Annotated in this window: 14 protein-coding genes; all 14 read right to left on the bottom strand. The window is 38.2% G+C overall.

The features are described 5' to 3' along the window. Positions 1-18: 18 nt before the first annotated feature. Entirely contained in the window at positions 19-1,698 is a 1,680-nt protein-coding gene (locus H6W52_RS16970) for a T6SS phospholipase effector Tle1-like catalytic domain-containing protein (RefSeq protein WP_116099371.1), read from the bottom strand. Positions 1,699-1,700: 2 nt separating this feature from the next. Next, a complete protein-coding gene (locus H6W52_RS16965; protein WP_116099370.1) occupies positions 1,701-3,638 on the bottom strand; it encodes a type VI secretion system Vgr family protein in 1,938 nt (645 codons plus the stop codon). A 42-nt stretch (positions 3,639-3,680) separates the two neighbouring features. Further along, complete coding sequence (locus H6W52_RS16960) at positions 3,681-4,553, bottom strand: lytic transglycosylase domain-containing protein (protein WP_116099369.1); 873 nt, start codon at positions 4,551-4,553, stop codon at positions 3,681-3,683. Positions 4,554-4,607: 54 nt separating this feature from the next. After that, the gene (locus H6W52_RS16955; RefSeq protein ID WP_116099368.1) at positions 4,608-7,103 is read right to left on the bottom strand and encodes an ATP-dependent Clp protease ATP-binding subunit; all 2,496 of its coding nucleotides are present in this window, start codon (positions 7,101-7,103) and stop codon (positions 4,608-4,610) included. Between the two features lie 258 nt (positions 7,104-7,361). Continuing rightward, positions 7,362-7,766, bottom strand: coding sequence for a type VI secretion system tube protein TssD (tssD, locus tag H6W52_RS16950; RefSeq protein WP_076392041.1), 405 nt, complete (start codon positions 7,764-7,766; stop codon positions 7,362-7,364). A 189-nt stretch (positions 7,767-7,955) separates the two neighbouring features. After that, a complete protein-coding gene (locus tag H6W52_RS16945) occupies positions 7,956-8,918 on the bottom strand; it encodes a hypothetical protein (protein ID WP_116099367.1) in 963 nt (320 codons plus the stop codon). A gap of 250 nt (positions 8,919-9,168) precedes the next feature. Next, positions 9,169-9,696 carry a hypothetical protein gene (locus tag H6W52_RS16940; protein WP_116099366.1) on the bottom strand — a complete coding sequence of 176 codons (528 nt, stop codon included), beginning with the start codon at positions 9,694-9,696 and terminating at the stop codon, positions 9,169-9,171. A 268-nt stretch (positions 9,697-9,964) separates the two neighbouring features. Continuing rightward, positions 9,965-10,894: a hypothetical protein gene (locus H6W52_RS16935; protein ID WP_116099365.1), complete on the bottom strand. Its 930-nt coding sequence runs from the start codon at positions 10,892-10,894 to the stop codon at positions 9,965-9,967. Positions 10,895-10,902: 8 nt separating this feature from the next. Further along, positions 10,903-13,131 (bottom strand): M23 family metallopeptidase, encoded by a 2,229-nt coding sequence (locus H6W52_RS16930; protein WP_116099364.1) that lies wholly within the window; start codon positions 13,129-13,131, stop codon positions 10,903-10,905. 20 nt (positions 13,132-13,151) lie between these two features. Next, complete coding sequence (locus H6W52_RS16925) at positions 13,152-13,655, bottom strand: DUF4280 domain-containing protein (RefSeq protein WP_116099363.1); 504 nt, start codon at positions 13,653-13,655, stop codon at positions 13,152-13,154. A gap of 93 nt (positions 13,656-13,748) precedes the next feature. After that, complete coding sequence (tssR, locus tag H6W52_RS16920) at positions 13,749-16,148, bottom strand: type VI secretion system protein TssR domain-containing protein (protein WP_116099362.1); 2,400 nt, start codon at positions 16,146-16,148, stop codon at positions 13,749-13,751. A gap of 52 nt (positions 16,149-16,200) precedes the next feature. Then, complete coding sequence (locus tag H6W52_RS16915; RefSeq protein WP_076392027.1) at positions 16,201-17,109, bottom strand: PKD domain-containing protein; 909 nt, start codon at positions 17,107-17,109, stop codon at positions 16,201-16,203. 61 nt (positions 17,110-17,170) lie between these two features. Then, entirely contained in the window at positions 17,171-17,698 is a 528-nt protein-coding gene (locus tag H6W52_RS16910; protein WP_116099361.1) for a type VI secretion system transmembrane protein TssO, read from the bottom strand. An 11-nt stretch (positions 17,699-17,709) separates the two neighbouring features. After that, positions 17,710-18,246: a type VI secretion system TssO gene (tssO, locus tag H6W52_RS16905; RefSeq protein WP_076392023.1), complete on the bottom strand. Its 537-nt coding sequence runs from the start codon at positions 18,244-18,246 to the stop codon at positions 17,710-17,712. Positions 18,247-18,290 lie beyond the last annotated feature (44 nt).

Genomic DNA, 18,290 nt, shown 5'->3' with positions numbered 1-18,290 from the left:
AATATTATTTTTATCGTTCTATCCATTCTGTATGTTTCTTTTGCGGTATTGTGCAGCCAATGCACCTCTTCTTTTCGGGGCATTGTCGTTGGGTCGTGCATCCAGACCGATCTGGTTGGCTTTTACAGACCAGTGAAGATATTCGTTTCTTAATTTTTTAAGATCTTCTTCCTGAATGTGACCTAAATACGAAATTGCTTTGATATCCTGCTTGTATTTGGCAACAGAAGGTTTTTTTCCGGCTTTAATATCTTCCACATACTTATTTCTGAGCTGGTTACACGCATTGGTATATGATGAAAGCTGACTGTAAATTCCGGTTAAAAAAGAATCTGTTATTTTATGATTTTCGTTGATGAGATCTTCAAGATATTTCACTTCATGCTGTCTGGAATAATGAAACATCTGGTTTAGGGGAATTTTATCATATTTATTGGATAAGTTTCTGGTTCCCACCAAGCCATAATACATCGATATTTTATTCCACCACCGGTCGTAGTTCACATCTTTTTGCCTGAAAGATTTAATTTCCAACTGCTCATCATGATACCACCCTTCCTCTACTACAATTTTTTTAAATGCTTCGCATTCTTTGTGGGTAAATATATTATTGTAAGGATCATAAGAATCGCAATATAAAACAGAAATTTCATCTCCTTCTCCGTAAGATCCGCCAATATCGGAATGCACTCCGGGAAGGGTAAATTCCAGTCCGTATAAACCTGTGCTGTCGATATTCGTTAAATCAAAATTATCTCTGTATTCATCATCCGAAGCAAGCTGAAGAACAAAATTTACTTTTCCGCCTCCGATGGTATCTAAACCAAGCTGTTTGGTATCGTCATCAATTCCAAAACCTCCTCTGTGATTTAAGCCGTAAGAAGCAACCGTATCATACAATCCTGCAAAACGGAATCTTATCTCTTTAACCTCAAGATCCTGCGCAAGAAGACAGGCTCCGAAATATCCGTGCCGCATGATGAACTGCGACTTGGAGCCATCTTTATCCTTTATTGTAACCGTTTCATTATTAATAAATTCCGGAGGAAAAACCTGTAATGTTTCATTTCCTAAAGCATAAGAAATTATTCCCGGAGAGTTTGCAACGTGTATAAAATGTCTCGCCGCCGCAGCTCCCCTGCTGAAACCAAAGACATTTACGGTAAGAACCCCGATCGGTTTCGTGTTATTTTTAAGTTTATTTACGATGGCTTCAGCTCCTCTTTTGCATCCTTTTGCCACTTTTGCCACCACTCCGGTATCTCCGGTTCCCTGTGCAACACCTTTTAAAATACTGTCGCTTTTTCTGTCCTCCGTTCCGATTCCCTCAATATACCATGAAACCTGATTCTGTGCATTCGGATCAATCGTATCATAACCACGGGCGACATTCGTGAACTCGTTGTTGTAACTGTCGTCTTTATCGCTGCTTGCTTCTTTAAAATCTCCGCCAAGCTGGGTATTGGTTTTGTTATTCTGGGTTCCGTCAAAAAAAAGATTCAGGCTTATATCAATGGTATTAACGGGTTTATCATCGGGATTAATGGTTTCTGCTTTGTTATAGCTTACACCCGTTCCGTTTCCTTTCTGTTCCACGGTTGCCGCACTGTTATGACTGATGCCTTCTTTGGCAAAAGTTCTGGAATCTCCATCAAAACGGGTGACCGCTTTACCTTCTACAAAATATTCAATGCTCATTTTTAGTGATTTTTAGATTTCTCGCCACTATTGTTCTGAACTTCTTTTTCTGCGTGATGTTCCACTTTTCCCTGACTGTTAACCTCAACACCTTTAAGGCTGGTTAATTTATGTTCTTTTTCGCCATACACTTCCATATCGCCTTTTACGTAATGACTCATCTTTCCGACCACATTGGTCATAAAATCTGCTCCGGTGGAAAGATATTTCATGGAACCTACACTTTCGGTATGATTTGCCATGATGGTGTCGGATTTATTCATTCCGACATTGGTGCTCATATTTTCGCCGACGTTGATGTTCATGTTCCGGCAGTTGAACGTCATGGTTTCAGGAGCTGTAATGGTGATGTTGCTTCCGGTGGTGTCTAAATGAATTTTATTTCCCGATTTATCGGTAATGACGATGCTTTCATCCTCCGTGAAAATAATTCTGTGACCGCTTCTCGTCTGGATAGATTTTACTCTGTTATCCACACCACCGCCGAGACCGATTCCGCCATGGAACATTCCGCCCATCACAAAAGGTCGGTCGGGATGACTGTGAACGAAATTCACCATCACCTGATCCCCCACTTCGGGAATCGCGACGTAACCTCTGTTTTGGTTCACCTGATCGGTTCCTCCCGCATCGGGACTCATCATTCTGATAAAATGCGTTGTATCATTGGTTTGCCAGTCGAATCTTACCTGAACTCTTCCCTGTCCTTCCGGATCTGTATTGGAAATTACGGTAGCAATCTGCGGTTCGGCTTTTGGAATTTTAAATTCGGGTTTAGGTAAAAATCCGGTGTCTGAAGCTATTCCTTCGAAGCTTCCTTTGTAATGACCGATGGTATCAATTTCATGAGTAACTTCCGTCACCATGATTCTCGTAAAATAATCGGATTCGTTGCTGTCTAATTTTCTCATCTGGACATCCACGACACAACCCGGATGCAAAAAAGGAACGGTTGTATTTCCTGAAAATGAAAATACGCTCACCGCTTCACTTCCTGCCGCACTTTTCTGAGAATATTCTACGTCAAGATGAGTGGAAGCTTTAATGGGCGCAACCTGTAATGCAGGGGTTTTAAATATTTTTTCGTTGTGAGAATAAGCTGTTTTTGCCAAATCTCCCACATGCTGAACCGGCGTTTCACCCGAAGTCAGTTTTTCATGTTTACTGCTGTTGTAACCGTAAAACTGGGGTTTTGTGTGTACTGCTTTTAATTCAACCTTAATATCATTGGCGCTGCTTCCGTAGGTTAATTTGATCGGTTTGTTCTGAGGCGGAAGTTTTCCGAAATGCAATACTTCGCCGTCATAATAAAACTGTTCGCCATACGCTTCAGCCATTCTTGCCAGATAATTATAATGCGTTTCATCGTACTGACTGCTGTAAATAATCTGCGAATAATCGTTGGTATCCACTCTCACATCAAAACGGCTGGAATCGATCCCCTGTTTGATGACTTCGTTGGCAATGATTCCCATATTAACCGGTGAACTTCCGCCAAAACTCTGAATATGCGGCGCACCATCGAGTAAAATGGTCGGGCTGTACCCTGTTAACACAATATTTCCAAGGCTCATTTTTTCCTGACTGAAACCTACTCCTGTAATGACTCCGACAAAGGTTCTTTCGGGGCTACTTTCAATATCTTTGTAGGAAATAACGGCTGTTAAACGTTTTCCGAGAAATTTATTGGCTTCTTCGAGGGTATGAGTCTGTCGGTCACCTAAAGCATCATGAGCCAATGTCACGCTGAATTGGTGGTGCCGTTTTGTACTTTGGGTAAGTTGAAAATGCTTGTAATATTTAATCACTTTTCCTTCGATCACGAGAGAAAGTTTTACCAGACGGTTGATTCCTGTATGATGATTCTGGGAAATTCCGTCTGCGTTCTGCGATGGACGGAAGGAAGGATTCTGTACTGTATCTTGTGATTCTGTTTTCATATTTCCTGTGATTTGGTAGGTTAAACATGATCGCTTAGTGTTCTACTGTGCGGTGTTTTGTGTATTTCCTTCTTTTACGGATCTTGAAAGAATTTTAGTTTTTCTCAATAAAAAATCGGGCATTAGATCAGTAGGAAGATATAAAGTGCCTTCTCCTTTTTTCTGAAGTTCATCGCTGATTCCGGGATTCCAGGAGAGGAGTTTGTCTACTTCCACATCCAGTTCATCGGCAATGATGTTGAGATTGAATCCTGCATTGATCTCGGTTTCTGCCAATTGCCCATTGTTTTTTCCGCTTCCTCCTTTTACGAGGAAAACGGTGTTCATTCTTGAAGAATTATAGTTTGCCAGAACACTCTGCAGTTCTCCGGTTGCGTAGCATGCATTCAGATATTTTTTAACATGATTGATGGTTTCTTCCGGCAAAAACTTATAAAAGACATGGTATTGAGTAGAGTTTGCTGCGGTCATGGCTTTGGCAATATTTCCTTCTCCACAGTTGTAAGCAGCCACTACAGTAATCCAGTTGTTGTATTTTTTGTAGAGATTGGCTAAGGAAACTGTTGCTGTTTTTGTGCTTTTGTAAAGATCCGTTCTGTTCTGTTCGGTTAATCCGTATTGATTGGCGTGAGCGGTCATAAACTGCCAAACTCCCACTGCTCCGGCTCCCGAAGCTATATTTCTGTTGAAATGGGATTCTATTAAGGCTAAATTTCTCAAATGTTTAGGCAAACCTTTCTGAACCAGAGAATATTCGATAAAATCTACAATTTCTCTGTTGCCATTAATAATACTTTTATATCTCTTCACACTGCTTTCCGAAGTATCGGAAGCGGTAAGAAACTGTGCGTTCGTAAAATTAGAACACAACAATACCATTGCGGTTAGAAAAATATTTTTGAGATTTGGATTCATTGTTTTATGCTTTTGTGAAAAGTTTTTTAGGCTGAATCACGATTTCATTCTTTCTTATTCTACGTTCCAGCTCAGTTTTTCTTCTTCTGAATTCCAGTCGACATGAATGGTCTGTCCGGCTTTTACTTCTTCTCTTACGATCATTTTCGAGATCGGTCTTGCCAATTGAGAACGTATTACTCCTGAGATTTGTCTTGCTCCGTATTTGCTGCTGAATCCGCCCAAAGCAAGATTTTTCACTGCTCCTTCGGAGATTTTCAGGCTCATTCCCAGTCGCGCTAAAGAGTTGTGCAGTGATTTTAACTGAATATTAAAAATTCTTTCGGCAATGGATTCTGTAATTGGCGCAAAAGGAATAATTTCTGTAATTCTTGCTAAAAATTCGGGTCTGAAACGTCCGGAATTCGACATGATCTGCATTAGTGATTTTGATTCCGGGATTTTTCCTTCTTCAAACTGCTTTACGATTTCTTCGCTTCCGATATTTGAAGTAAATAAAATCAGCGCATTGCTGAAATCGCCTTCTTTTCCAAGCTTATCATGAACTTTTCCTTCGTCCATGATCTGTAAAAAGACATCAAAAACCGAATGATGGGCTTTTTCAATTTCATCAAATAACACCACAGTGTAAGGCTGCTGTCTTATTTTGTTTACGAGCATTCCTCCTTCTTCGTAACCTACGTATCCGGGAGGCGCACCGTACAAAAGTGCGGCTGAATGTTCTTCTTTAAATTCAGACATATCAAAACGAACCATTGCCTTTTCGTCGTTGAAAAGGAGTTCTGCCATTGATTTTGCCAATTCGGTCTTTCCGGTTCCGGTAGGTCCCAAAAGGAAAAACGAACCTATTGGCTGTCCCGGTTTATTGAGTCCGCTTCGATTTTCAACAATTGCGTCGGAAAGGATTTTTAAAGCATGATCCTGCCCTACAACGCGGTTCATTAAAAGCGATTCCATATTCAGAAGCTTTTCTTTTTCCTGCGCCTGAATTTTCCCGATCGGAATGTTTGTTTTTGCCGCCATTACCGCCGCGAGTTCCAGACGGTCTACTTTTTCTCTTTTCTTTGAGGCGTGCTGCAAAAGTTCGGCATAGCTGTCTTCAATAATTTTCTGAATCTGTTCCACCGGCGTGGAATTGTCGATTTGTGGCTGCTCACTTAAAGAACCCCACAAAATCGGACTTATTTTGTCTCTCAGCAGATTGTAATTCCAGATCAGTTCGTCTGCTTTGTCTTTTTCATCGAAATAATCTTCGCTCTGAAGCTTTTCGTACGTTAATTTCCAGCTTTCCAGTTCTTTTTCTGAAAGTTCGTCGAGCATTTTAATCGCCGCCATGGTTCTGTCTAAGAGATCGATGGCTGCATCGGGAAGTTTTTTCCCTTTAGCATATCTTTTTGCAAGACGGACACATTCGGGAAGGGCAGTTTTCTCTACTTCAATTCCGTGGTGTTTTTTGTAACCTTCCAGTAAAACGTCAATCATTTTAACGCAGGTTTTTTCGTCCGGCTCATTCACCGTTAACACTTCGAATCGTCGGTTGAAAGCCTGTTCCGGCTCGATAATTTTCCTGTATTCTTCCTTAGTAGTGGCTCCGATGACGGTAATTTCACCTCTCGCCAGTTCAGGTTTAAGCAGATTGGCAACGTTTCCGATGCTTCCTTTTGGATCTAAAAGGGTATGAATTTCATCAATAAAAAGAATGGCTTTTTCAATCTTTTTACATTCGTTGATGACTTTTTTCAGACGGTCTTCAATTTCGCCTTTGTAAGAGGTTCCCGCCAGTAATGCTCCGGTGTCCAATTCCAGTAAGGTTCCGTTTTTAAGCATTTCAGGAACATTTCCTTTGGTGATTTCAATGGCAAAACCTTCTACCAAAGCAGTTTTCCCGACTCCGGGTTCTCCGATAATGATGACGTTGGGTTTGCTTCTCCGGCAGAGAATTTCAACCAGCATTCTGAGTTCTTTGTCTCTTCCGATGATGTTTTCCAGTTCTCCTTTTCTCGCCTGAGCTGTTCTGTCTGTGCAATAGCTTTTTATGGAAGGAAAAGACTGGTCTGAATAGTCTGAACCGTTTGAAAATATGGAAGAAAATTCTCCGTTTTCCGAACTTTCGTAAGGTGTATCTTTTCTGTACAGATTGAAAATTTCATGTTCTCTGAGAGGAAGAGATTTGAGCTGCTGCAAGGTAAAAGCGACCTGTGGTTTTACAATGGCTGTTAAAATACAGATCGGGGTAATTTCGTCCAGACCTAATTTCAGACGGATATCATCCGCTTCTTCTACAATATGATCTACTGTTTCATCTTCTCCGGCTTCGTTGGGAAGATGGGTGGTTTTAGGATAATCTTCAATGCGAACATCTGCCCATTCGTAGAAATATCCGGGATCTTTGTCGATGCTTTTAAGGAATTCGTTCAGCCCGATGTCTTTGTGCATGAGTGCCTGCAAAATGTGCGGTGCTCCGTAGGTTGCATTGTAATTTTCCTTCGCGATGGATTGTGCTATATGAAATAGCTGCTTTACAGTCTCATTGGTAACTAATACTCCCATTGTACTATTCAGATTAATATTTGGTGTGTGGTGATTGGTGTTCTTCGGGTTTGGATTTTCCTTATTTTTTTATGGGATGAATCTATAACCTTCTGAATTTTTATTGTTTACTAAGTTAACTGTTTTTTCTCAAAAACGGAAAATTATGTCTTAATAATGTGATTTAGAATGATTATTTTAACAAAATTTAATTAAAAATGGTAAAAAAAGACCGCCTTGCACGACAGTCTTTTGTATGAATACGATGAAATGAATATTTTAGCTTGATGGCCAAAGACCTTCGTATTTGGAGTTTCCGTAGTCGATGGTTTCTGCACTTACCACAAAACTGATGAGCATACTGTTTTCGTCTACCGCGTCGAACTCAACTTCGTGCTGAATAACATATCCGTTGTTCCATGAAAGTGTGATTAATGTGCCTTCTTCATGAGATTTATTGAAAGTGATTTCTCCTGTTGTCGGTTTATATTTTCCGTTCAGTAAACTTTCCAGAATGTCTGATTTTTCTGTTGCTTCTACGGTTACTTTGATGAGCGCATTGGAAGGATCTGAAGCTACTCTTCCGGAAACATCCGTAGATCTTGAAACGCTGTAGTTCAGTTTCAGCAATTTTTGCCCTTCTCCGCCATTGAATTTTAAGATTCCTCTTGAATTTGCTGCCATGATAGGTAAATTTTAATCGTTATTACTATTTTGTGATTCGGTGATTGTGTAACAAAGGTAAAGCAGTAATTTTTTTTCTGAAAGTTTTTAAACAGCAATTTTAAATTTTGTCGTATTTCTACGATTTGATGTCGTAATTCTACGATCGTAGATTTAATAAAATCTTAACAATCCTTTACTGTAAAATGTTTACGACAATTCTTTTAACACAAAAAGACTCGTATTTTTTACACCAAACTGAGAAATAGTATATTTGATTTCGATCTCTTTTACTAATCCCGATTCAGTAAACAGCACATATTTTCCTTTGAAATCTTTATTATTTTCCAATGGATTTATTCTTTGCTGAAGAATAATTTCCCGGTCATAATCCGCATTTTCCACCTGTTGCAAAAGCTGAATTTCTGTATTTTCTTCTCCGATTGACTGTGTAAGATAAGATTTTCCCTTCGTAAAGCTGTTTCTTAGGTCGGCAAAATAGTTTTTGATGAAAATATCGTCCTTTATTCTGCTGTAGAAAAGTGAAGGATCAAGAACAATCCGTTCGAATTCATCAAGATATATTTTGGCGTATTTATCGGGAAAAAGATCTTCTAAACGTTCTTTTATTTTAGTGAGATTATCCAATGTTTCTTTTGGTAAAGCTATCAGTACAATTCTGCCTTTATCATCGGTTTTTACCTCAACAGGATTCAGCGAACGGATGGATTCTGAAGCGAGATCTGCCATCATGCTTCCCGATTTTTCCGAAAAATTATTTTTGAAGAGGTGAAAAATGTGATTATTTTCTTCTTTTCGAATCCATTTTACTGAAACGGTGTAAGAAAGTGCATTTTCTTTTTCTTCAAGCACATTTTCTTCGGTTTCCCGGCTTTCGACAGTATAAATTTTAGCCAGATTTTCGGGACGGAAAGGAATGTGAGGATTTAATTTCGGATCTTTAAAATCGGCATCATTGCGGCTGTTGTATTCTTTTATTTTTTGAATATCGGGAATGAGAAGTTTTTTCCGCGGAACAAGATCATCATATATAAAATCTTCTCTTGCACAATGGGTATTGTGAAATTCTTTAAGGTATTTTGGATTTTCGAGATTAATTTCTTCAGCTATACTTTCCAGCGTTTCTCCGGAAAGGATAAAATGAACGGTCATATATTTTGTTTTTTGGCTAAAACTAAGTTAGAGGAAAAATTTTAGTCAGCAAAATAGTTTTGCCGTTTTGATTATCCTGTTAATTTAACGTAAAGTTTACAAGTTTTTTAATGCGAATCACTTTTTTAAGTTTGCAAAAGCGTTCTACTCAACCAACAATGCAGCCTTTTTTAAAACCATTTTAAATTTAACCACAAAAAAACAGCGCCCGAAAATGGATGCTGTTTCTATTTCAATCATTAATTTTTGATTATTTCTGTCTGGTGAATTCCAGATATTTATCGCCGCATTGCGTGAAGTGTTCGAATTCGTTCATTGCGTTTCCGTAATTCTGGATCACAATTTTGTCACCTTCATACACACCGCCAATTTCGCCCATCATAATGTTGGTGATCGCTCCTGTTTTTTCGTCGGTTTCTGCAGAGACATTTCCGGCAGCAATTACTTTTGTTTTATCTAAAATTTTAAACGTTGGATTTCCGTCGGTATTTTTAAATTCTATTGAAAATCTTGCACCTTCACAGGTTGTTGCGATAAATTTTCCTTCAACAGAAGTTTTGGAGACTGTCTTTTTTGTATCTTTTTCTTCCGGACTTTCTGTTTGTTCATCAGATTGTGCTGAATCTTTTTTCTCAACAGGAACTGCCGTTTTTTCAACAGGCTGAGAAACGGACATTGAGTCCGCTTTTATTGTGTTGTTCTTTGTTTCATTTTTGGAGCAGGAAATGATAAAGATCCCTGCCAGTAAACAAATTCTAATGATTTTTTTTGTAATCATAAGGTATACTTTTGACGTATTTATTAGATCAAAAATACCATAAATTTTAATCCGATAATATTTTTTGTTTTAAAATTAACTGAAAAATGATTGAGGCGATGATTTAAGATGAAAAGCTCTGTGGTATTTTAATACTGCGTTCGCAAAGAAAATTCATTCAGCAAATGACAGCACAATATGTTCAAAATATATTTAATGGCAAAAGTGAGATTAGTTTAAAAGATTTGCCAAAAAAAAGAGATTGTGAAAAACACTATCTCTGCTATTTTTAAATTTTCTTCAGAATATATTTGTCATTCGGGGGATTAAGCATGTAGATGGTATTTCCCATGAGATAATATTTTCCGCCAATTTTAGCAACAATATATTCTAATGTATCATCGGTTTTGGATTTGATCACGATTTTATCATCAGATGCAGAATTTATAAAAGTTCCTGAGACTAAATTGCTTTCATCATTAATCTTTTCGGTAATGGTAACATTATTTTTATCTGTAATTTTAATCTCATATTTTACCTGATAATCTCCATCCGTTCTTGAAATTTCAAAATCAGCCTGATAATTCCCTTTCCATTGTGAAAATTCATCAACGACAGTCTGTGCAGATTGACTTTCTTTTTTGGTGTCTGAATTTTGTGTTCCAAATGTAAAATGTTCTTCCAGACCTACATTTTCTTCAGACAGCAATTGTATAGGAAGCGGACATTTTTCAATTTTTGAAGAAACGGGAATGGGTTTAAGCTTTATATTTTTATCCAATTTAAAATTCTTTTCGATTTTAAAGTAAGATTGTTTTGCATCGAAAGTTCCTACCGCAATTCCTTTCCGGTTGCTATCAAAAATAACATTTAAAGAATACATTTCATCATCGGCAATTCTCAAAGTATCTTTTAAAATATCTTTGTTATCAAAGAAAAGCAGATAATTAGATTTCTTTCCTTTTTGGTCTTTTACGACAATATTTTTAACGTAATAATCGTCAAAAGAACTACCTGTATAATCTGGCTCGAAATAAGTATTTCCTTTTGCTGCAAAAAGATTATCTAAATTTTTTGAACTGTAGCTATCGTCTTTTATATTTTCTTTATCAACAGTAAATTTTGTATTGATGTGATCCTGTGACTGATATTTTTTGCATCCGATAAAAATAAACAGCAGAAGCTGTATTAGCAATAATCTTTTAGAATAGTTCTTCATATATAGTCTTATTTTTTGTATGTATGGCTTGTTTTGGCTGCTTCATCCTGATCTTTTGTATCGTAAGAATTCAGTTTTACAAATCTTGCAGGGTTCGTTCTTACCGATTCGCCTTTTCCATATGCATCCAAAACTGTTGCCACTTCAAGATGTAAATGAGGCGCTCTTCCTCCGCTTGCAATAGATCCCGAAACTCCGGCATATCCTAAAACGGTTCCTGCGTCCACTTCTTTTTTGGCGTTTGCATCAGCTTCTGTTACCGAAACACTGTCTAAATGCATATAAATAAAGTAGACGTCATCTGTCTCTTTTATATTGATTCCTTTTAGCTCATCGGTAAACTGTGTTTTGTAAGCTACTTTTTTCTCCTGCTCCAAAAGGTCTTTCACATTTTGAATTTTTACTCTTACAATCCATCCTGCAGTTGCAGAATATCTTACCTGATGGATGTTACCTTTTAAAGTTGCATATACTTTATCTTTTCCGGGGATGGCAAAGAAATCAAATCCTGAATGGTATTTTTTGCTTCCGTTGCTGTTTCTTCTGCACCAGCCGTATGTTCCGCTGGAAGGTTTTACATTTCCGCCATAATTATATTTTGTAAGTCTTGGATTATCAACAGGATCATGCCATTTTCCACTCTGCTGTTCTACTTTTGCAGGTGCAGCAGATTTCTGGCATGAAAAGCTTGTTTCTGCATTTGCTTCCCCTTTATTGTACCATTTTTCTATTTCTTCCGCTATTTCCCAAACGTAAGTTCTTCCTGTTTCATTTTTTCCTTCTTTAAAAAATGCAGGATTTTGCTGATAAGCTTTTTGTCTTACCCATTTTGTGTTTTTAATAACTTTATTATTTTTATCATAATCCAGCTGTAAGTTCTTATCAAAAACAACATGATTTCTTTCATTCCCTCTTCCGCAGTCTACAGGCATTAAAATAGCAAGGTAAAAATCTGCCAGTGTATTGAGTTTTCCTTTATAGGGTTCCAGATAATATTCTACGTATGTAAGCTGTTCCAGCTTGGTCATGTTTTTCAGATTTCCGTTTTTTCCGGCAGTTACATTGGTTCCTTTCCTCCTGTTGATATCCGCTGCCGCCGTAGTTCCTATCTGTATTAAACCTGTGTATCCTAAACTATTGACGATTGCGGGATTGAAAGTGCCTCCTGTTTCCAGAGCCATAGCTGAAGTAAGATAATCGGGTTTACAGCCAAGTCTATGCGAAATTTCAATAATTTTTTTGCGTTCCTGACAGGTAAAATGTTTCCCCCAAAACAATTTGGTTTCTTTACACAGGCATGAATCCTTAGTTTCTCCGTTTACCACACTCGTTGTTTTACCTTCCGGTTTGGGAGTCGTGGGTTTTTTATCAGGTTTTACCGTTCCTTTGGATTCTGCCCAGTCCCAAAGTTCATTCCATGTATTTCTTACGGTTTCTGTGAAAGAATCAAATACTCCGCTGGTTTCTTTTTTAGAATCTGGTTTTGAAGCGGCGGGTGAACCGGTGGCTTTTGGCGTGGATTTCGGAGCCTGAGACGGCTGAACAGGCGGTTTGTATTCAGGATTTTTTATCACTCTGTTTTCACTTGCGTGTTTTCTGTCTTTGTAATATTCTACCGTTACATAAAATTCCAGTTCTTTAAGATCTCTTTCTCCTTGTGAAGCTTTTTGCATCAAAGCTTTAGTAAGTATGAATTCTGCGGTTGCCGTTCCGGTTCTGCTTACAACCGCTTCTTTGCTGTCTACAAATTTATTTTTAGAGTTATGTCCCTCTCCTGCTGCATCATCTTCCCAAAGCGTAAACAGCAGTTTTTTACCTGCAAGATTTACGCACTGCGCGTTGGCAACAAGTTTTTCCTGATAACTGAAAACGGTTCCCAGAGAATCGTCTGCATAGCGCAGTTCCACTTTATTGATCTTTGGAATTTCTCCCGGTTGCGGAGTAATATCAATGGTGGTACTTCCTTTTCCTTCGGGCTGATGAAGATAAGCTTCGAGACGATAGGTATTTTTGGCTGCAACTTCTCCAAAGGTAAAACTTCCGTCCCCCACTTTTTTGATGTTTGTTGTGGTAAAACTTCCGTCGGGACGTTTTTTAAAAAGCTCCCAGGTAACCACAGCAGGATTTCTTTCTCCGGCAGGTGTTGCAGGATACCAGTCTGTAACCCTGTAGGTGGTTTTTTCGCCAACCACCGGACTTGGGTTTCCCGAGATTTTTGAAACTCCTTGTTTAGACATAGAACGTTTTTTTTGATTAATTAATACGCATCAATTTCATTTTCAAGAACGGTTTCTTTAAAATCCTGCATTTTCACTAAAGGATTGATGTGCTGAACGGTTTTATTATCCGCATTTTTCACATTCTGTTTACTCATTTCTCCACGCTGTCCGTGATCTTTGATGGTAATTTTACCTCCGATTACACATTGCAGTTCAGAAAGTTCAGTGACGATCTTTTTACCCATAATGGTTACTTTGTCGTATGTTTTCTGCCATTTTCCGGCAGGTGCATAAGAACATGGCAGATAACCTCCTGAAGTAGGTTTCAGTTTACATTTTCCGAAACTGGGACCGGATGGATTAAACTGAAGATCGTCTTCGGTAACGCCAAGAAAATCTGCATTACCATCGGAATCGTTCCAAAAATGTTTCTGATGGGAGGTAACTTTGTACTGCGGGAACTGATCACCCTGGTTACACTGGGCTTTGCCTTTCTGGACAACAAAGTATTTGCCGTCATGAGGTGATGATTGCTGTGACATATTTACGTGATTTGGGTAATCCAAAGATAAAAAATTTACATTAAAAAATAAAAAAAGCAGAAAATTATTTTCCGCTTTTCTGTTTATAAAGAATTAATGTTGAGTATATTCCGGTTCTTCAACGGGCATCATGGTCGGCATGAAATATTCGTTCAGCCAGTAGAAAGTCTGTCCGTTCTGCTCGATTTTCACCGCAGGATCATTTCTGTGAGACAACATTCTGTCGGCTAAATCTTTGTAATGTTTAAAATAGGTTTTTACCGTTTCATTAGTCACAATTTTAGATTTTTTCCAGCCTTTCAGCATATATTTCGACATCAGCTCTTCATCAGAATTATCAAAACCTGTACTTATTCCCACCGCGTAAGACATCGGCTGTTTGTAAAGATCGCTTTTGTCTAAGAATTTCAGAGTGGGATTGTACTTTTTCAGCAGTTTCACGTACTCGTTAATCGCTCTGGACTGGCTGAAATCTGATCTTTCCGCTCCTGTATTCTGATAAACTTCGGTATAGAAAAGTTTTAAATTGTCAAATTCTTTCTCAGAAATTAAAATTCCTTTCTCTAATCCCGGTTTGTAATCTTTCAGTTCTTTCGGAATATAACCTTTCACCAGAAACGGATTTCCGTAATTGATGAGCTGTGCGGCAATTCCTGCCGGAACAGGATTGGTAAGTCCCGGATAAAGATATTTGTATTTTACATCTACATCGGTTCTTCCTGCTCCTACTGATGAATGGAAATAATCATTTAAAGATTTATCCAAAGTCGTATTATCGAGAGTAACCTGCGCAATCAGGCTGTCGACAGATTTTTTAAGATAACCCGGCTTCGCGATATCTCCTTTTTTAGGAAAAATCACAAATCCCTGTGCCATACTTTGCTTCGGATAATCGAGTGAGAAAAAGCCTTCATCTCCTTCAATAAGACTGAAATTATTTTTCGTTAAAACATCATTCTGATTAATAATTTTCTGTTTTTTCAGTTCAGCAATATTTTTTGCCGTATTCGTTACCACATTTTCTGCCATCAAAACAAAATCATTGTAGGTATCGGATGATCTCGCGCTGGTCTGAAACATGATCAGTCTCGCCTGAGCCTGCGTTAAGGAATTGATGACTCCGTACATATTTCCACCCTGACTGGACGATGTTCCCACCGTGATTACGATATTGGTTTCATCCGGAACGTTGGATAAGAGGTTTCCGGCTGCCATCAAACCTTCATTTACGGGCTGATAACCGCTGTTGCTTACACAGTTCATCTCATTGCTCTTCTGATCGATGAAGGTGGTGATCTTGCTGTAATCTGTGCTTAAATTTGAAACCGCCACATTGTCTCCACAGGAATTATTTTTGTACAAAACCACTCCGTATTTTACCTGATTAAAGTAAGATGGTTTCTCGAATCTCAACTGCAAATCCTGTAATAAAGATTTCACAATCGGAGCATAAGGTGCATTCGGAGCACTGATGTCTAAGGCAAATACGATATTTATTTTTTTATTTTTCTCTGTAATCTCGCGATAACGGTCGAAATAAATCGGCTCTCCCAATACATTGAAAACGTAATTTTTACTGTAATCTAAAATATTGGTAAAATACTTTGTTTTAGAATCCGGAGTGGGCGGTTCATTTAAGGGTAATGTTACCGGAAAAATATTTTCAAGCGGCGTTCTTTTGTTTACATCTGTCAACAAAACGGCGGTTCTGTTTTCGGTTTCGTTTCCTCCCGGAGCGCCTTCATGAATTCCCAGTGTGGTTTCTGTAATTCCTGTGGTATTTTTCATTTTTACGGCAGAACGTTCTCCCCATGTAGAAACCACATTGGAACTTACCCATCCGTACAGACTTGTACCGATGCTGTCGATATCGATGTTTGGTTTTTTACCCACCAGAAATCTTTTGTTGTTTTCTGCCTGTTTGTAGACGTATACGATCTGTCCGTTCGGAATTTTCACATCTGCCTGTTCAATAAGACTTGGCGAATTGAAAACCATGATGGAATCGTTCTTGTAATATCTTTCTGAGTTTTTGATGACCTCACTGTTGCTCGGAACAATGGCTACTCTTACCGGAAAACCTGTCTTTTCGCTTTTTAAGGAATTGCTCCATAAAAGAAGATCAGATTCAGGAATCCAGCCATAAGTTTTTATCTGTTTGGAAGATACTTTTTTCATGAGCGCATCCGGAATGTATTCTGCTACTTTTACCATTCCGTCGCGGTTTTTTAACACCATTAAAGGCTCTAAAAATTTAACTTCTTTATAGGATTTTTCATCGCTTTTATCAAGATATGCGGTATTTCGGGATCTGTCGGATATGGCAATCCACGGAACTGATTTTTTAGGAAAACCGTTGACGACCGGTGAATTATCAACCTGTCCGTAATGGGTGGGTTCGGGAGTTCTTTTCGATGGCAGTTTTACCTGACAGCTTACGAGCAATACTGAAACTCCGATATAATATGCTGCTAGAGGAAGTTTATTTTTCATCCTGATTTATTTAATGATTGGTGTGGTGGTTCAAAAAAATTCTGAACGGAAATTATTTACTTTGGTTAATATCAACTTTGGTTACGCAGTTCTGCGCATCATCGAAGTTCACTTTCACGGTCTGGATCACCATGTTTTTATCAAACTGAAGACCTGCACAGTACATATAAAAATTATTGACTTTGCTGTCACTTACTTTTACTACGGTATTTTCATTGTTGCACAGATAGGTTCTCAGTAAATAATTATAGTGCATATTAAAGCTGTTTCCGTTGGCAATCTGCTGAAGATGATATTTAAAATCGTTATCAATTTTAGCATAAGCGTCTTCTACACTTACCTCTTCTTCCAAGGCATCATAAGCAGGAAGAATCTTGATCTGATGAAGAATCGGCTCCGCACTTTCGTCTGTGTAAAGTGTTACGACATAATCTCCCGGTTTTTTGTAGGAATAGATCGCCATTTTATCTTTAGAATCGATATTTCCGGTTTCTCCGAACTTCCAGGTAAACTGTTTGGCATCGGAAATTGCCCGGAACTGTACGTTTTCAAACTGCATTGCCTGAGTCTGTGCATCGATTAAAGTTCTTGTTTTTGCAGAATCTACCGGCTTTGGAATTGATCTCGCGGAAACCATTACGGGAAAAGATTTGGAATATTTGTTATCAATAATCAGCGTTACCTGATAATATCCCGGTCTGTTGTAAAAGTGAAAGCCGCTGTTTTTATCGCTTGAAGTTCCGTCTCCGAAGATCCATTTTTTGGTTTTTGCAAACTGGGTTTTGTCTTCAAACAAAAGGGTGTCTCCTACTTTCAGGGAAGAGGGATAAACAACCCCTACAATATCATCTGCGGAGTGTATTACCTTCTTCTGCAGCCACAATGCAACCAGTGCCGCGATGAGCAGCGTCGCAATAACACCGATGATAATGTTTTTTTTGTTTTTTTGAAAATAATTCATAGTTAATGATTGTGTGATGGATGTGTTTTATTTGGTGTGTTATTATGAAAAGTGATAAAATTTATTGAGTTCTTGCTTTTAAAGCGGTTTCCCGCTGAAAAAGCTGACTTTTCTTTTCTTTAAAGCCTATGGAGCATTCTTCAAATTGTTTTTCAAAGCTTTTAATGTTTTCCGTTTTGCTGGAAATTAATTTTTTATCGTTGAAATACATTTTGTAGAATTTCGCAATCTGCGGATACGCATCTTTTCTGATGTCTGAAATATTATCTCCATTCTGGAAGTAATTGGCAACGTCGTTAATTCCGTACATGATATTGCTTTCCACGAAAGGCTGCGGCGATTCGTCTGTCAGCTTATTAATCATAGAAAAGGTACTGTCTAAAGTTTTGTAGGAAAATTTCTGCTTCTGATCGAATTTTGCCTTTTCTTCAAGATTCTGTACCGAGATCATGTCTTCGTCTGAAAACGGAGATTCAAAACCTTTTAAAAAGATAATTGCCAGAAAAATAAGCGCTGCAAAAAGCATTAAGATCAAATATAAAAACTGATAATGCCTTTCTTTTTTCGATAGTGTGATTTGTCCCTGCATAATTTTAGTTTTTATCTTCTTCGTCGGCTTCCCGAAAATTTTCTTGTAGGATCTACCCTGAGTTCGTGGTTTACAATTCCTACTTTACCGCGGCATTCGCTGAGATCCCGTAAAGCATTCTGCTCTTTGTAGGAAACGTTCACGATCTGGTTTTTCAGTGCAAGCATCGGCTCAATCTGCTTCATGAGGATGGAATAATGCTTGAAATTGTCGGCACTGTCTTTTCCCATGATGTTTTTGGCATCTCTTACGTTATCCATAATGTAGTTGCGGAGGAAAATATCGTTATCCACTTTATTGATGTCGAGCTGATCCATACGATAGAGGATGCTGTCTACATGAATTCTGAGAAGATCGCTTCTGGTGAGCAGTTCGCGGTAGTCATCCGCCTGTTTTTTGATTCCTTCCCGCTGGATATCATAGCTTTTAAAAAAGAAAAAGACACAGATGAAGGATACACCTGATAAGACAATGAATGATAGAACAAATTTCCAAATGCCTACCCTAACGTCTGCTTTGTTTAGTTTTTTCTCCCTGATCGAAGACATATTTTGTGATTTGGTTTGGTTCTGTGAAATTATAAAAAAATAAT

Source organism: Chryseobacterium sp. C2(2020) (assembly GCF_014218915.1).
Lineage (GTDB): Bacteria > Bacteroidota > Bacteroidia > Flavobacteriales > Weeksellaceae > Chryseobacterium > Chryseobacterium mucoviscidosis.
This window is presented reverse-complemented; position numbering and strand designations above follow the sequence as displayed.

Bases quoted from the DNA above. Each gene is read 5' to 3' on its own strand.
- H6W52_RS16970 (WP_116099371.1), bottom strand. From the start codon at position 1,698: ATGAGCATTGAATATTTTGTAGAAGGTAAAGCGGTCACCCGTTTTGAT.
- H6W52_RS16965 (WP_116099370.1), bottom strand. From the start codon at position 3,638: ATGAAAACAGAATCACAAGATACAGTACAGAATCCTTCCTTCCGTCCA.
- H6W52_RS16960 (WP_116099369.1), bottom strand. From the start codon at position 4,553: ATGAATCCAAATCTCAAAAATATTTTTCTAACCGCAATGGTATTGTTG.
- H6W52_RS16955 (WP_116099368.1), bottom strand. From the start codon at position 7,103: ATGGGAGTATTAGTTACCAATGAGACTGTAAAGCAGCTATTTCATATA.
- tssD (WP_076392041.1), bottom strand. From the start codon at position 7,766: ATGGCAGCAAATTCAAGAGGAATCTTAAAATTCAATGGCGGAGAAGGG.
- H6W52_RS16945 (WP_116099367.1), bottom strand. From the start codon at position 8,918: ATGACCGTTCATTTTATCCTTTCCGGAGAAACGCTGGAAAGTATAGCT.
- H6W52_RS16940 (WP_116099366.1), bottom strand. From the start codon at position 9,696: ATGATTACAAAAAAAATCATTAGAATTTGTTTACTGGCAGGGATCTTT.
- H6W52_RS16935 (WP_116099365.1), bottom strand. From the start codon at position 10,894: ATGAAGAACTATTCTAAAAGATTATTGCTAATACAGCTTCTGCTGTTT.
- H6W52_RS16930 (WP_116099364.1), bottom strand. From the start codon at position 13,131: ATGTCTAAACAAGGAGTTTCAAAAATCTCGGGAAACCCAAGTCCGGTG.
- H6W52_RS16925 (WP_116099363.1), bottom strand. From the start codon at position 13,655: ATGTCACAGCAATCATCACCTCATGACGGCAAATACTTTGTTGTCCAG.
- tssR (WP_116099362.1), bottom strand. From the start codon at position 16,148: ATGAAAAATAAACTTCCTCTAGCAGCATATTATATCGGAGTTTCAGTA.
- H6W52_RS16915 (WP_076392027.1), bottom strand. From the start codon at position 17,109: ATGAATTATTTTCAAAAAAACAAAAAAAACATTATCATCGGTGTTATT.
- H6W52_RS16910 (WP_116099361.1), bottom strand. From the start codon at position 17,698: ATGCAGGGACAAATCACACTATCGAAAAAAGAAAGGCATTATCAGTTT.
- tssO (WP_076392023.1), bottom strand. From the start codon at position 18,246: ATGTCTTCGATCAGGGAGAAAAAACTAAACAAAGCAGACGTTAGGGTA.